The following is a 14655-nucleotide window of genomic DNA, read 5'->3' as shown; positions in this document are numbered from 1 at the left end:
CTAGTCTCCTATTGTCCCAAACGCTCAAGCAGAGCGGGAATGTGCACCTGATCGGCCTTGTAGTTGCCGGTCAGGCTGTACATGACGATGTTGACCCCGGAACGGAACGCGTAGTCCCGCTGCATGGGATTGTTGGGCACCGTCGGATACATGAACTCACCTGCCTCGGTGATTGCCCAGGCAGCTGCAAAATCGTTGCCGGTAATGAGGATCGGTGACACGCCGTCACCCGCCCGCACCGGCCGGTCGCCCCTGGCTGCAACTTCTTCCAGGCTTTCCACCCAGAGCGGGCTGGTCGCATACCGTCCCGGGAACGAATCCAGCAGGTAGAAAGCCTTCGTCAAAACGTGATCGGGTGGCACCGGCTCAAGCGGGGGAACGTCCAGGTCTTCCAGGATTTCACGCAGCTTCAGCGTTGCCGGCGTCGAGGCAAAGCCGTTGGCCGAGGCATTGATGTGATCGCGCGTGTCGAAGAGGATCGTTCCGCCGTTGCGCATGAAAGTGTCTATGCGGGCAATTGTCTGATCGTTCGGTTTGTCGGCAGCCGCATCAATCGGCCAGTAGAGCAGGGAATAGAACGCAAGTTCGTCGCGTTCGATGTCGATGGCAATCGGTGCCCCAGGTTCAAGCGCAGTGCGTTCCGACAGGAATTGAGTCAGTCCCGAAAGCCCCGCTGAGCTTGCATCGTCGATCTCCGGATTGCCCGTCAGCACGTAGGCCAAGCGGGTTTCCAGGGTCGATTCCAAGGCCAGAAGATCATCCGAGCTTGATTGCGCCTTGGCTTGATCGATGCCGGCAGGGGCCAGGAGGCCTGCACCGAAAGCCAGAACAAGAGCCGTGGCGGCGGTGCGGCTGCGCAAGCCGAGACGGCTCAGACCACCGGCCAGCAGGAAGACGGCAATCGTATCGAGGATCATCAGCAGGAAAGCCAGCGTGAAGAAGAGGGCTCGCAGATCAAAGGGATCGGAGGTCGGGTAGGCAGTTTGCACGGTTCGGTCGCCCAGCGCCGAGAGGTCGAGCGGCAGGAGCTCATCGTCCCGCTGCATCAGATTGAGCGCGCGGAAGCCGTCTTCCGTCCCGTAAAGACCGGGCGGTGTTCTGCGGCTAGCTTCCGCATCCCGGAAAACGGATGCGTTCACTGGCGTGACTTCTACCGGCGGCGGGCCGAAACGGCCATAACCGTCCAGCAGGCGCAAGGGCGGCAACACGCTCGTTGCCGGCGTGCCATCTTCGGCGGTTTCAGAGGCGGCGGCCACGTTCGAGACCGACAGGATCCGCCGCAGCATGTTCAGGAAGACGCCAGACAGCGGCAGGTTCGACCAGGAGGAATCCGCTGTGACGTGGAACAGCACCATAGACCCCGCGCCGATGGGAGCCGCCGTCACGAGGGGAGTGCCGTCTTCGAGCATGGCCCAGGTGCGTTCAGGCAGATCCGATGTCGGCTCGGCCAGTACCTGCCGGGTCACAGTAACTTCCTGCGGGACCCGCAAGCCCGCGAAGGGCGATCCTTCCGGAAAGTCTGCCAGATGTTGTGGCTGTTTCCAGCTGAGTGAACCACCAAGGGACCGGTCACCTGCGCGCAAACGCACGGGAATGAGATCGTCACTGCCACCCGCAGTCCGAGGGCCGGCGAAGCGGACAAGCGTGCCGCCGTTTTCAATCCAGTCGCGAAGCGTCTCGGTCGTCGATTCAGGCAACCGGCCGACGTCGGCCAGAACCAGCACGGAAATGCCCTGCTCGATCAGCGAAGGTACAGCGTCGGCAATATCCGCATCGCGCGGGCGGCGTATGTCCGAGAAGGGTGCAAGGGCGCGCTCCAGATAATAAAGGGGTGACAGCAGCGGCTGATCCAGATCGCCCGACTGGCCTGAAATCAGTCCGACCGTGCGTCGGCGCCAGCTGTCATCCACCAGTTGGACGGCGCCCGCGGCGGCCTCACCGGTGACTTCGACCCGGGCAATGTCGTTGCGCAATTCGCTTGGCAGTTCGAAGCGCGCCTGTGTTTCGGTCGCGCCAGCGTCAAAATTCGCTTGCACTTCGCCAAGGACAAGGCCCTTCAGATCGAGAGCCTGAAGTGTTGCGGACCCCAGTCTCTGGTCCGGGTGGCGCACAACGGTCAACGACAGGGCGTCGGCGTCGTTGTTGAGGTCCTTCAATCCCATGGGTGTGTCCAGACCTGTCAGGACCGTTATCGGAGCCGTGCCGGAAATCTGTGCGAGATCGGTTAGAAACGAACCTTTGGTGCTGGTGTTGTCCGACAGCCAGATCACGGCACCGGGCGGTGTCTCCTGGGCTGCCTTGCGCAGGCCGATGCTGAGTTCGGCGCGCTGCGGCGGATAGGGACGCGGTTCAAGTGCGCGCAGTTTTTCCAGAGCCGTTGTTGCTGCCTCCGGTGTGAAACTCTGGCCGGGGCCTTCGGCGGAGGCTGCAAACAGGATTGGCTGACCGCTCTGTTCTGCTTCGCTCAGGATCTGCTCGGCTGCATTGACCTGCGCGGTCCATCCCTTTGCGGATGTCCAGCCGTTGTCAACCAGAACCCAAAGGACACCTTCGCCGGTTTCAAGCGGTTCGCTGGAGCGCCAGATCGGTCCGGCCAGGGCAATGATGAGGATGGCTGCCATCAGCAGGCGGAGCAGTGTCAGCCACCAGGGGCTGCGCTGCGGTGTTTCCTCATGCTGATCGATGCCGATCAGCAGCCGGGTCGGCGGAAACCGGATTTCGCGAGGGCGCGGCGGTGTCAGGCGCAACAGCCACCAGATAACCGGAAGCAATGCCAGCGCGGTCAGGATCCAGGGGGCGGTAAATGTCAGAGGCAATCCTGCGAACACGGGTCAGATGCCTCCTTTTGGCAGTACGTCCAGCGCACCGGACAGGGCACTGTGAAGCACGAGCAAAGGTTCGGATGCCGGACGGTCGGTGTGGTGCAGGACATATGTCCAGCCGGCACGCCTTGCGATGTCACGAATTTCCGCGCGATGGGCTTCCAGCCGGTTGCGATAATCCTCGCGCCATTTTTCCGCGCGTCCGGCGGTCAGCCGAAACCCCTTTTCCGGATCGGTGAATTCGACCCTGCCGTCAAACGGGAAGGTTTCCTCGATCGGATCGAGGACCTGAACCAGGTGACCACGCGCACCCGTGCTGGCAACACGGGCAACCCATGCCGCGACGTCCTCGATCGGGTCCAGAAAATCGGACACCAGAACCACATCGGCAAACCGTTGCACGGCAGTGGTGTCCGGATAGGCGATCGGTTTGGAAAGATGGGTGAGTGCATCGGCGAGGCGTTCAGCGGCACGCCGGTCGGAAAAGGCTCTGGTCAGGCCAGGCAGTCCGATCCGTTCGCCTGTTTCAGCCAGCATGTCGGCAAGTGCAAGCATCAGCACAATGGCGCGGTCGCGCTTGGCGACACCTGCAAGGCGGGAACGGAAGACCATGGAGGGTGAAAGATCTGCCCAGAGCCAGACCGTGTGCGCGGCCTCCCATTCGCGTTCGCGAACATAAAGATGATCATCGCGTGCGGAACGGCGCCAGTCGATGCGCTTTGCCGGTTCACCCATGTTGAACGGGCGGAACTGCCAGAAGCTTTCTCCCGGGCCCGCACGCCGACGGCCATGCCAGCCGGCGATGATGGAACTGGCAACATGGCTTGCCTCGACCAGCAGATCCGGCAGGGCATCGGCGACCGACCGTGCCTCGCCGATGACGTTCGGCCAGGTATCGGCATCAATGCCTGTCTGGTTGCTGCCCTGCGTACTGCTCGAATCCATGCGGTCGGCTTCCTGGCTGGTTAAGGGGAGGGGATCAGGCGATCAGTTCCTTGACCCGTCGAATGACGTCGCGAACGGTGTGACCGTCGGCTCTGGCTGCGAACGTCAGCGCCATGCGATGCTGAAGGACCGGTTCGGCAAGAGCCAAGACGTCGTCGACGGAAGGTGCGAGACGCCCGTCGACAAGCGCGCGTGCCCTGACGGTCAGCATCAGTGCCTGGCTGGCACGCGGTCCCGGACCCCAGGCGATCAGGTTGGTGAGATCGGAAGGTGCGGAGCTGTTGTCCGGGCGTGCGGAGCGCACAAGCTTCAGGATTGCTTCCACCACGGATTCGCCTACCGGCATGCGACGAACGAGCTGCTGGTATTCCATCAGTTCTTCCGCGCGCATGGCTACCTGGGCCTTGGCCTGATCGGCACCGGTGGTTTCCAGCAAGATCCGACGTTCGGCTTCAAGATCCGGGTAATGCACGTCGATCTGCATCAGGAACCGGTCGAGCTGGGCTTCCGGCAGCGGGTAGGTGCCTTCCTGTTCGAGCGGGTTCTGCGTGGCAAGCACGTGGAAGGGGCGCGGCAGGTCATGCGGGTGCCCGGCGACGGTCACATGATACTCCTGCATGGCCTGCAGAAGCGCCGACTGGGTACGCGGGCTGGCACGGTTGATTTCGTCAGCCATCAGCAACTGAGAGAAAACCGGACCGGGAATAAAGCGGAACGAGCGGCTGCCGTCGGAACCCTGTTCCATCACTTCGGCACCGAGAATGTCGGACGGCATCAGGTCTGGCGTGAACTGGATGCGTCGGGCGTCGAGGCCCAGAACGGTGCCGAGCGTTTCCACCAGCTTGGTCTTGGCAAGGCCGGGCACACCGACAAGAAGGCCGTGGCCGCCAGCCAATATGGTGACGAGCGACTGCTCCACCACATTTTCCTGACCGAAGATGATCCGGGCGATATCGACCTTGGCATCGCTGATCCGGTTGACGGCGCGTTCGGCTTGTTCGGCGACGGCGGCGAGATCTTCTTCGCTTGGGCTGGAGGGAGAAATAACGCTCATGGATCACCTTTCCCGCAATCTACGTTTCGACTGCCTGTCCGGCCCTGGGGCTAACAACACCCCTGACCTTTGTTGCTGCGACTCAAGCAGTCTGACACCATATAAATCAGTAGATAAGGCGCAATTGTGCGCCATACAGTGGAAAGGTCCAAGAATCTTTCCTCGCTTTGGGGAAAAGGTCGGGCCTGCGGGAAGCCGGGAGCAGGCGAAGAAGATCCGGGCGGTAGCGGAATTGTCAAAAATTCCGGTACCTTGATGAAGACGACAAGGGCGAAACATCCATGGCGGAGGCAACCGCAAAAACGGACGGGGCACTGCCCGAAGGTTTAAAGGCACTGATGAGCCGGGCGGACACAGGCGGCAAGGGACCACCTCCGGTCGAGAAGTGGAATCCGCCGTTTTGCGGGGATCTGGACATCCGCATTGCCCGTGATGGCACGTGGTATTATCTCGGTTCGCCGATTGGCCGCATGCCTCTGGTGAAGCTGTTTGCCTCTGTGCTGCGCAAGGACGAGGACGGCCGGCATTATCTGGTCACGCCAGTCGAGAAGATCGGGATCACCGTGGAGGATGCCCCGCTTCTGGCCGTCGAGATGGCGGTGGAAGGCGAGGCGGAAGAGCAGCAGCTCACGCTGCGGACAAATCTCGGTGATCTGGTCGCCGTTGGTGCGGACCATCCTCTTCGATTTGAAAAAGAACCGGACAGCGACGGTTTGAAACCCTATGTTCACGTCAGAGGGCGCCTGGAGGCCTTGTTCACCAGAGCGCTGATGTATCAACTGGCGGATCTTATGGAAGAGCAGGAAACAGATGATGACACCCGGATGGGGGTCTGGAGCGGTGGCCGGTTCTTTTCGGTAGATCCCGCCTTCCTGAGCGTTCAGGACTGACCGAATGAACTGTTTCGTACGACCGGAAACCCCGATTGCATGACTGCATTCCTGACCAAACCACCTGCGGATTCCGCACACTGGACTTCCCTGTTCAGGACGCGGCTGGATGATGCAGCGCTTCGCGACATCGAACGCGAGACCGGTGACCACATTCTCAATCCGGACCTTGGGCCCTATGCAAAGTGGGACGGTCCACCGCGCGATGCGGCAGTTCTCATCGGTATCGTGGAACGCAGCGACGGGCCCAATGTGGTTTTGACGCAGCGAACCGGTCACCTGAAATCCCATGCCGGACAGGTTGCCCTTCCCGGAGGCAAGATCGATCCGACTGACAATGGACCTGTTGAAGCAGCGCTGCGGGAGGCAGACGAGGAAATCGGCCTTGCTCCGGAGCGCGTCGAGCTGATCGGCAATCTTGCACCCTATCTCACCGGTTCGGGGTACCGTGTTATTCCGGTGGTTGGCACCATTCAAGACGGCGCTGCCTTCCGGCCCAATCCCGGCGAAGTCGAGAGCGTCTTCGAAGTGCCATTGGGCTTTTTGATGGATCCCGCGAACCATCAGAAACTCAGCCGCGAGTGGCAGGGAAAACGCCGCTACTTCTACGCAATGCCCTTCGGAGAACGTTATATCTGGGGCGTCACCGCGGGCATTATCCGCTCCTTGTACGAAACGGTCTACCGCTGATGGTTCGTGTGTTCATACTGCATCTGTTACTTTTCCTTCTTCCTTTCATCACCTACGGACTCTGGCTGTGGCTGAGCAAGCGCAACACCGAGCCTGGCCGCTGGTCTGCCAAGCCGATGGCGTGGCTCACGCTGGTGGGCCTCGTTCTGGTCATTACCGGCCTGGTCGGCATGGCATCCTTCGATCACGCACCGGATGGGGCCAATTGGCGGCCATCGGAAATGCGTGATGGTGTGTTTGTTCCGGGCCGGTACGAATAACGCGATGACAACGACTGCCGATCAGATCCTGCAACAGGCGGACTGGCTGAAAACACCGGGAATACAGGCGGTGTTTTCAGCGATCGAGCAAGACGGCGACGAAGCCCGCGTTGTCGGTGGAGCCGTGCGCAACACGTTACTCGGTCACCCTGTTCCAGACGTCGATATCGCGACGACTGCCTCGCCCCAAACGGTGATGGAACGCACGCTGGCCGCGGGCTTGAAGCCGGTTGGAACGGGCATTGACCACGGTACGGTGACGGTGGTCAGCAACGGTTATCCTTACGAGGTCACGACGCTGCGGGAGGACGTGGAAACCTTCGGCCGTCAGGCCCGTGTCGTTTTCGGCAGGAACTGGACGCGCGACGCGGAACGTCGCGACTTCACCCTCAACGCGCTCTATGTCGACTGCGATGGCCGATTGCACGATCCGCTTGGTGGACTGGACGATTGTCTGAACCGGCGTGTGCGTTTCATTGGTGAGCCGGACAAGCGCATACAGGAAGACTATCTGCGCATCCTCCGTTTCTTCCGGATCTACGCGGCCTACGGTGCCGGAGAGATGGATGCGGACGGGCTCGGGGCGTGCCTGCGCCAGCGGGACGGCCTGCGGCATCTGTCCGCAGAACGTATCGGCCACGAGATGCGGCGGCTGCTGCGTGCGCCTCTGGCAGGATCCGCCCTGAAAATGATGAACGATTGCGGCCTTTGGGAAATCGCGACGGGCGGCCTTGCCCGCATCGACGATTACCTGGCCCTGCGCAGCCTGGAAGCCACCGCAAGTGATGTGACCGATCCGGAGCTCGGGCTGGTGGTGCTTGCCGGTTTCGTGCGCGAGGACGTGGAGCGCGTTAGTGACCGGCTTCGGCTGTCGAATGCCGAAAGGGACCGGATGCGGACCGCCTGGGCGGCGATGAAATGTCTTCGCCAGGCCGATGGTCTGCCCGAGGCCGAGCACTTGGTGTATCAGTTCGGCCGTCAGGGCGCGGTCGACGGCCTTTTGGGGCGCTGGGCGGGGTTGCGTGCGCAAGGATCAGATCCAACGGAAATCTTTGGCAGGCTGCTGGAGCGGTTGCAGGAGGTTGCCGTGCCTGAATTCCCGGTCAAAGGCGCAGATCTGATTGCAGCCGGGCACTCACCCGGGCGCGCGTTGGGGGATAGCCTCAAGGCTCTGGAGGCCGATTGGCGCGACAGCGGTTTTTCGCTCTCCAAACAGGATTTGCTGACGCGGGCAGGCGCTGCGACTTAATGAAATCTTATTGAGATTGCGTCACATCGTGATGGTGATTTCCTGTTGGGCGGGTTTTCCGGTTAACTTGTCGTGAGAAGGCGTGTGCGGAATACAATGAGGCGATGAATGGAAATTGTCCTGATCTCAGACGGCCCGCTTCCACTCGATTCTCCGGTCAGAAAACTTCCGTTCTTCTTTCCCGCGCGCCTGATCGACATGTCCAAGGTGTCTGCGAAGACGGTCGGCGAAGGCCGTGTCGCTGTCGTGGAGTTGCTGGACGCGACTGATGCGGGGCTGACCGCGCTCAAGAAATCCTGGGCCAGCATTGCGGAAATCCCGGTGATCTGCCTGGTGTCCAAGAAGAACCGGCGTGAAGTGATCCAGGCGGCAGCGCTCGGCAAGACCGACATCATGGAGCGTGACACGCCACTGGCAATTCTGGTGCGCAAACTCAAGGCAATCATTCCCGACGACCCGCTTGCCAACGTTCCAAAGGGACTTCCGGCGAAGACACTTGAGGCCTACAGGAAAGGCAACTCCTTCCTGGAAAGCATCGCGCTGTCTGCAACGGAAGGGTCCAACATCCAGATCAGCCTGATGAACGAGGGGGCGGCGGAGATCCTGTCGTCGCTGTCACTCGACGGGCTTTCACCCTGGCTGGAAGCCGTGCAATCTCACCACAGTGGAACCTATTGTCATTCCCTGATGGTGGCCGGGCTCGCCGGGGCTTTTGCGAAGCATCTCGGCTGGAGCAAGGCGGATTGCCAGGAAGTGATTGCCGGCGGTCTGCTGCATGACATCGGCAAGATGCGCATCCCGCTGACCATCCTGGACAAGGCCAACAAGCTGACGGACGCCGAGCGCGCCATTATCGACAAACATCCCATGTTCGGTCGCGAGATTCTGAAACCGCGGCTCGAAGTGTCGGTCGACATCAAGAAGATGGCCATCCAGCATCACGAGTTTCTGGATGGATCAGGCTATCCCGATGGGCTGAAGGGAGACAGGATCTCGCCAAAAGTCCGCCTGATGACCATTTGCGACATATTCACCGCGCTTACCGAGACGCGGTCCTACAAGGACGGCATGCCGGTTCGCGCCGCCATTGGCGTCATGCTGGAGATGGGCAAGAAACTCGACCAGGTCATGCTGAAGCAATTCGCCCAGATGGTCCTCGATCGGGATTTCGGTGAGGTCAGCCGGCAGCCTCAGAAGGTGAAAGGCACCCCGGCCTTCTGAGCTAGGGCCATTTTACAACCGGGGGCATGGACGAGAGGATCGAGGCAACGTTGCCGCCGGTCTTCAGTCCGAAAATCGTCCCGCGGTCGTAAAGCAGATTGTACTCCACGTAGCGGCCCCTGCGGACCAGCTGTTCCTCGCGCTCCTTGTCGCTCCACGGCTTCTGGAAATTGCGGCGGACGAGTTCCGGATAGATGTTCAAGAAGGCCAGGCCGACATCCCTGGTGAAGGCAAAATCGTCTTCCCAGGTTCCGCTGTTGAGGTAATCGTAGAAGATGCCGCCGATGCCGCGCGCTTCGTTGCGATGTTTCAGGAAGAAATAGTCGTCACACCAGGCCTTGTAGGCATCATAGTCGGCAACATCGTGTGCGTTGCAGGCAGCGCGCATGGCTTCGTGAAAGGCAACGGTATCGGGGTCTTCCTGCGTTCGCCGTGCGTCCAGCACCGGCGTCAGATCTGCGCCGCCACCGAACCACTGACGGGTGGTGACCACCATGCGGGTGTTCATGTGAACGGCGGGGACATGCGGGTTCTGCGGGTGAGCGATCAGGCTGATGCCGGAGGCCCAGAAGCGCGGATCTTCGTTGGCACCGGGGATCTGACCGCGAAATTCGGGCGAGAATTCACCGTGTACGGTGGAAATATGGACGCCGACCTTCTCGAAAACGCGGCCATGCATCATGGACATGACACCGCCGCCGCCCTTTGCCCCGGTGCTGTCGGTGCGCTCCCAGGGCGTGCGTTCGAAGCGCCCGGCGGGCTGGTCGGCCAGCGGACCGGCGAGATCGCCGATCTCGTCCTCCAGGTCTTCAAAAGCCTTGCAGATACGGTCGCGCAACTCCTTGAACCAGGCCGGTGCGGTTGCCTTCTTGTCCTCGATGCCGTCCGGGATGGGACCGCCGCGGTTTTCAGGTGTGGGTGCGTTCATGTGACTGCCTGGACTGGTTGGGGCCTGCCGGGCCGGCGGGCATGCATGTGATTGCTATCTTTGAGTGTACCCTGGGCTTTTAGGAAATGTGCCTGATTGCCGCAAGGCTTCACCCAGCACCATGCCTGTTGAGACGGCGACGTTGAGCGAGCGCATGCCGTCGGCCATGGGGATCGTCAGCCGGGCATCGGCAAGCGTGTGGACGTCCTCCGGCACGCCCGAACTTTCCCGGCCCATCATCAATATGTCGTCTGGCTGAAACGCGAAATCCACGTAGGGCACTTCCGATTTTGTCGTCAGCAGGATCAGCCTGCGCTTGTTCGAACGTCGCCAGTCATCGAATGCGGCAAACGAGATGTGGCGGACCATCGCGGCCCTTTCCAGGTAATCCATGCCGGCCCGCTTGAGAGCGCTGTCGGAGATCGGAAATCCCGCAGGTTCGATCAAGTGCACAGTGACGCCCATGCAGGCAGCAAGACGCAGGATCGTGCCGGTATTTTGCGGGATGTCCGGTTGGTAAAGGGCAATGTCTGGCATGGGTATCCGCATTGGTTTCGGGAGACCGGCTCAATAGCAGCAGGCATAACATTTGTCACAGGAAGACCGGTTTCAATGCCCGGTACAAGGCCGGGAGCTGCGGGTTTGGGGCAAATCGTTACATATTTTCATTGGGCCAATTTCGCGCCTGGCGCGTAGGATGACGTGAAGAATCGCTCCAGCCTCCATGGAGACGCCACGTGTCCCCGCTCTTTCGCGCTTTTGAATCCTGGATAGATCCTTTCCGGGAGCCGTCCAAATCCGACATGCCCCATGGCGGGTTTGCCTTCCTGATGTATTTCGTCACGCAGGTGCGCTGGCCGTTCATCGCCATGCTCGCCATCGGCGGTGCGACCGCCTTTGTTGAAGTGGCGATCTTCAATTTTCTTGGCCGCATCGTGGATCTTCTGGAAGAAGGCAATCGGGCGACATTCTTCTCCGATCATTTCTGGACACTCATGACCATGGCCTTCGTGGTGCTGGTCGTGCGCACGCTCACCAATTCGCTGATGGCGCTGGTGGAAGAGCAGGCGATCGTGCCCGGGTTCTTCAATCTGGTGCGCTGGCAGTGCCATCAGCGGGTGATGAAGCAGAGCCTTTCCTATTTCCAGGACGATCTCGCCGGGCGCCTGTCGCAGAAGGTGATGCAGTCGGGCATGTCGGCGGGCGATTTCATGACCAACCTTTTGCAGGTGGTCTGGTTCATTGTCGTTTATGCCATCACGACGCTCGTGCTGGTCGCGGATCTGGACCTTTGGCTGGGTGCACTCGTGGCCATCTGGCTGCTTTGTTTCACCGCAACCGCCATCATCTTCGTGCCACGGGTTCGTGCTGCGGCAAAGGATTCGGCAAATGCCTATTCGGGCGTGACCGGACGTCTGGTGGATACCTACACCAATATCCAGTCGGTCAAGCTGTTCGGATCATCGGAAGAAGAAAGCCGGGGCGCGCGGGCCTCGGTTGAGACGATGATTGCCAAGATACGCGTCTTCACCAGGCTTTTGACCACAATTCGCATGATCATGACGCTGGTCAACGGAGTGATGATCGTTTCGATTGCGGGCCTGGCACTGTCCATCTGGCAGGACGGCGGCATCAGCGCCGGTCATGTGGCCTTCACGCTCAGTCTGATCCTGCGGCTGAATATCCTTTTGAACCGGCTGTTCAACCAGCTCAACGGCCTGTTCCGCCACTTCGGATCGCTGCAGGACAGCATGGAGACCATCGTCAAGCCAGTGACCCTGACAGACAAACCGGCGGCGCCGGAGCTGAAAGTGACTGAGGGGGAAGTGCGGTTCGATAAAATCCGGTTCCACTACGGCAAGGCGGGCGGTGTCATCGATCATCTCGACCTGACGATCCAGCCGGGTGAGCGCGTTGGTATCGTCGGCCCGTCGGGGGCGGGCAAAACCACGCTGACAAGCCTGCTGCTTCGGTTCTTCGACGTGGAGGCGGGGCGTGTTCTCATAGACGGACAGGACGTGCGCGATGTGAACCAGGAATCGCTGCGCCGGTCGATTGGCATGGTGACCCAGGATCCGTCCTTGCTGCATCGTTCGATCCGCGAGAACATCCTCTATGGCCGTACGTCGGCCAGTGAAGAAGAGTTGCTGGAGGCGACGCGCAAGGCCCACGCGTCCGGTTTCATCCAGAGGCTGGAAGACAGGCGCGGCCGCAAGGGGTTCGACGCCTTTGTCGGCGAGCGTGGTGTCAAACTGTCCGGCGGGCAGCGTCAGCGCATTGCAATCGCGCGCGTGCTCCTGAAAGACGCCCCGATCCTCGTTCTGGACGAAGCGACCTCGGCACTCGATTCGGAAGTCGAGGCCGCCATCCAGGAGAACCTGCAAGGATTGATGACAGGCAAGACCGTGATCGCGATCGCGCACCGCCTGTCGACCATCGCCGCCATGGACCGACTGATTGTCATGAACAGGGGCCGGATCGTTCAGCAGGGGACACACGAGACACTCCTGGAAGATGCAGACGGCCTTTACGCGCAGCTCTGGCACCGCCAGTCCGGCGGATTTCTGGAACTGGAAAGCGAATTCGCCTGAGTTGAAGTTCGCTGCAGCAGCTCAGCTCAATTCCTGCTGATCCAGTGCTCTTGCCGAGGCGTAGAACCGACGAAACAAGGCAGTGCAAAACCAGGGGGCCGATCTTGAAATACGTCACGGCATACATCGCAACAGTGCTCGTTTTTCTTGCCGTGGACTACGTCTGGCTGACGCAGGTATCCACCCGGTTCTACCTTGACCGTATCGGCCATCTGATGATGGAAAAGCCCAACATCGCCGCCGCGAGTGTTTTCTATCTGGTGTATGTCGTCGGCATAGTGATCTTCGCGGTTGCGCCCGCGCTCAAGGCAGACAGCCTTGTGACCGCCATTATTTTCGGAGCGCTGTTCGGGTTTTTCACCTACGGCACTTACGACGTCACCAACTACGCAACGCTCAGGGAGTGGCCGGTTTCCGTTGTTCTCGTCGACGTTGCGTGGGGGACGGTCCTGTCCGCGGTTTCAGCCGGTGCGGGCTTCACGATCACCCGGCTGATGTCCTGATCCGCTAGACGCGAAACGCAGGGCACAACAGTCTCGTCAAAAATATCAAGACTACGTAGTTCTCCGAGGACTGGCCGTTACTGAATTTTTACGTGCAGAGCGGTAGTGTTTCATCTTGCGATAACGGCGCTGATCAACAGCGGCCGTAAGCGGGGCTGAAAAATTACTGTCGGGGTTTCCACGTGACGCTTTCAATCAAGGGCCGGTTCGTCGCCATGGTTCTGACGGCTGCCGCCATCATGATGGCCGGTACCGCATTTGCTTTCTATACCTTCCGCCAGGCCTTCATGGAAAAGATCGGCACACCCGCCGGTGCGCAGGACTTTCTGACAGGCAATGTTGCCGGAAAGATCGACGGGCTTATCCTGGATCAGATGATCACCATCGGTCTGGTCGTGCTGCCGGTCGGTCTGGCCTTTCTGGCATTTGCCGTCATTCTGGCCGTAGGGCTCGCCCGGCCGATGAACCGGTTGCAGACTGGCCTCGACATGTTGTCCGAAGGCAATCTCGACATCCAGATCGACGGTGCCCATCGGAGCGACGAAATCGGAGCCATTGCACGGTCCGTGACCGCTTTCCGGGCCAATCTCGCCGAACGGGCCAAAGAGCAGGCAAGGCAGGAACTTGCCCACCAGGAAGCCCTCAGCGAGGAGCGCAAGGCGCTGATGCAGGATGTTGCCGATGATTTCGAGAAGTCCGTCATCGGTGTGGTTTCTGCCTTGTCGACGGCTGCCAAAAGCGTTGAAGGCAATTCGGCGGATCTGAACAGGGCGGTGAACTCGTCCATGCAGGCGGTTCAGGAAGTACATCAGGCAACATCGGAAGCCAGCAGTTCCGTCGCTTTCGTGACGAGTTCGGCAGACCGGCTGTCCGGTTCGCTGAGCCGTGTGCGTGAGGACGTCGATCAGGCAACGGACATTGCCAGCACCGCGGTGGCGGAAGCCCGGAAAACCGACGAGATTGTCGGTCGGCTTGCGGAAACCGGCCGTGCCATTGGTGAAATCGTCGAGTTGATCAGCCAGATCGCAAGCCAGACCAACCTGCTTGCGCTCAATGCGACCATCGAGGCCGCAAGGGCTGGCGAAGCCGGGCGGGGATTTGCCGTCGTTGCGAATGAGGTCAAGGCCCTTGCCGAGCAGACGACCAGGGCGACCGAAGACATCTCCGCGCAGGTGACAGCGGTGCAGGAAGTCGCGGAGCTTTCCGAAACCGCCATCCGTTCGATCGCGGAAACCATTGGCCGCGTCAGCGAGATTTCCGGAAAAATCCGCGAAGCGGTCGAGGAACAGACAACGGCCACCCATGAGATCAGCAGCAATGCACTGACGGCGCGGACCAGTTCCGATCAAGTGGCCGAAAACGTCGATACCTTGAGCGACGTTATGGAGACCAGTCGGACGGCTACCGATGAAATGAACGGTGCCGCTGCCGAACTCGGGCAATTGTCAAACAGCCTGCAAGAACAGGTTCGGCAATTTCTGCAAAGCGTGCGGGCTGCCTGA

Annotated in this window: 13 protein-coding genes; 8 read left to right on the top strand and 5 right to left on the bottom strand. The window is 60.5% G+C overall.

What is annotated here, in order from left to right; genetic code table 11:
- Positions 1-8: 8 nt before the first annotated feature.
- Genes J7447_RS13580 through J7447_RS13570 form a run of 3 tightly spaced genes read right to left on the bottom strand, consistent with a single transcriptional unit; the run spans position 9 to position 4821 of the window.
- Positions 9-2828, bottom strand: coding sequence for a DUF4159 domain-containing protein (locus tag J7447_RS13580; protein WP_168684896.1), 2820 nt, complete (start codon positions 2826-2828; stop codon positions 9-11).
- Positions 2829-2831: 3 nt separating this feature from the next.
- Positions 2832-3767 carry a DUF58 domain-containing protein gene (locus J7447_RS13575; RefSeq protein WP_055655945.1) on the bottom strand — a complete coding sequence of 312 codons (936 nt, stop codon included), beginning with the start codon at positions 3765-3767 and terminating at the stop codon, positions 2832-2834.
- A gap of 34 nt (positions 3768-3801) precedes the next feature.
- Positions 3802-4821 carry a MoxR family ATPase gene (locus J7447_RS13570; protein ID WP_209169843.1) on the bottom strand — a complete coding sequence of 340 codons (1020 nt, stop codon included), beginning with the start codon at positions 4819-4821 and terminating at the stop codon, positions 3802-3804.
- Positions 4822-5102: 281 nt separating this feature from the next.
- Between J7447_RS13570 and J7447_RS13565 the strand changes: the two genes are divergently transcribed.
- The 5 genes from J7447_RS13565 to J7447_RS13545 all read left to right on the top strand — a co-directional run bounded on the left by J7447_RS13565 (position 5103) and on the right by J7447_RS13545 (position 9131).
- Positions 5103-5711, top strand: a complete 609-nt coding sequence (locus J7447_RS13565; protein ID WP_209169842.1) for a DUF1285 domain-containing protein — start codon at positions 5103-5105, stop codon at positions 5709-5711.
- Between the two features lie 39 nt (positions 5712-5750).
- Entirely contained in the window at positions 5751-6401 is a 651-nt protein-coding gene (locus tag J7447_RS13560) for a CoA pyrophosphatase (protein WP_022998134.1), read from the top strand.
- On the top strand, positions 6401-6661 hold the full coding sequence (locus J7447_RS13555; RefSeq protein WP_055655939.1) for a DUF6111 family protein: 261 nt from the start codon (positions 6401-6403) through the stop codon (positions 6659-6661). The genes J7447_RS13560 and J7447_RS13555 overlap by 1 nt, the downstream gene beginning before the upstream one ends.
- A gap of 4 nt (positions 6662-6665) precedes the next feature.
- The gene (locus tag J7447_RS13550) at positions 6666-7910 is read left to right on the top strand and encodes a CCA tRNA nucleotidyltransferase (RefSeq protein WP_209169841.1); all 1245 of its coding nucleotides are present in this window, start codon (positions 6666-6668) and stop codon (positions 7908-7910) included.
- Between the two features lie 108 nt (positions 7911-8018).
- Entirely contained in the window at positions 8019-9131 is a 1113-nt protein-coding gene (locus J7447_RS13545) for an HD domain-containing phosphohydrolase (protein ID WP_209169840.1), read from the top strand.
- A gap of 1 nt (position 9132) precedes the next feature.
- On the opposite strand, the gene hemF is transcribed toward J7447_RS13545, so the two are convergent.
- Positions 9133-10059, bottom strand: a complete 927-nt coding sequence (gene hemF, locus J7447_RS13540; RefSeq protein ID WP_209169839.1) for an oxygen-dependent coproporphyrinogen oxidase — start codon at positions 10057-10059, stop codon at positions 9133-9135.
- Positions 10060-10113: 54 nt separating this feature from the next.
- Positions 10114-10596: a tRNA (cytidine(34)-2'-O)-methyltransferase gene (locus tag J7447_RS13535; RefSeq protein WP_209169838.1), complete on the bottom strand. Its 483-nt coding sequence runs from the start codon at positions 10594-10596 to the stop codon at positions 10114-10116.
- 200 nt (positions 10597-10796) lie between these two features.
- Between J7447_RS13535 and J7447_RS13530 the strand changes: the two genes are divergently transcribed.
- The 3 genes from J7447_RS13530 to J7447_RS13520 all read left to right on the top strand — a co-directional run bounded on the left by J7447_RS13530 (position 10797) and on the right by J7447_RS13520 (position 14655).
- Entirely contained in the window at positions 10797-12650 is a 1854-nt protein-coding gene (locus J7447_RS13530; RefSeq protein ID WP_353653793.1) for an ABC transporter ATP-binding protein, read from the top strand.
- 104 nt (positions 12651-12754) lie between these two features.
- Positions 12755-13153 carry a DUF2177 family protein gene (locus tag J7447_RS13525; RefSeq protein WP_077292109.1) on the top strand — a complete coding sequence of 133 codons (399 nt, stop codon included), beginning with the start codon at positions 12755-12757 and terminating at the stop codon, positions 13151-13153.
- A gap of 182 nt (positions 13154-13335) precedes the next feature.
- Positions 13336-14655, top strand: a complete 1320-nt coding sequence (locus J7447_RS13520; RefSeq protein ID WP_022998126.1) for a methyl-accepting chemotaxis protein — start codon at positions 13336-13338, stop codon at positions 14653-14655.

The organism is Labrenzia sp. R5_0, assembly GCF_017743835.1.
Taxonomy (GTDB): domain Bacteria; phylum Pseudomonadota; class Alphaproteobacteria; order Rhizobiales; family Stappiaceae; genus Roseibium; species Roseibium algicola.
The sequence above is the reverse complement of the archived record's forward strand: the minus strand, read 5'-3'. Positions and strand labels throughout refer to the sequence as shown.

Bases quoted from the DNA above. Each gene is read 5' to 3' on its own strand.
- J7447_RS13575 (WP_055655945.1), bottom strand. From the start codon at position 3,767: ATGGATTCGAGCAGTACGCAGGGCAGCAACCAGACAGGCATTGATGCC.
- J7447_RS13570 (WP_209169843.1), bottom strand. From the start codon at position 4,821: ATGAGCGTTATTTCTCCCTCCAGCCCAAGCGAAGAAGATCTCGCCGCC.
- J7447_RS13565 (WP_209169842.1), top strand. From the start codon at position 5,103: ATGGCGGAGGCAACCGCAAAAACGGACGGGGCACTGCCCGAAGGTTTA.
- J7447_RS13560 (WP_022998134.1), top strand. From the start codon at position 5,751: ATGACTGCATTCCTGACCAAACCACCTGCGGATTCCGCACACTGGACT.
- J7447_RS13555 (WP_055655939.1), top strand. From the start codon at position 6,401: ATGGTTCGTGTGTTCATACTGCATCTGTTACTTTTCCTTCTTCCTTTC.
- J7447_RS13550 (WP_209169841.1), top strand. From the start codon at position 6,666: ATGACAACGACTGCCGATCAGATCCTGCAACAGGCGGACTGGCTGAAA.
- J7447_RS13545 (WP_209169840.1), top strand. From the start codon at position 8,019: ATGGAAATTGTCCTGATCTCAGACGGCCCGCTTCCACTCGATTCTCCG.
- hemF (WP_209169839.1), bottom strand. From the start codon at position 10,059: ATGAACGCACCCACACCTGAAAACCGCGGCGGTCCCATCCCGGACGGC.
- J7447_RS13535 (WP_209169838.1), bottom strand. From the start codon at position 10,596: ATGCCAGACATTGCCCTTTACCAACCGGACATCCCGCAAAATACCGGC.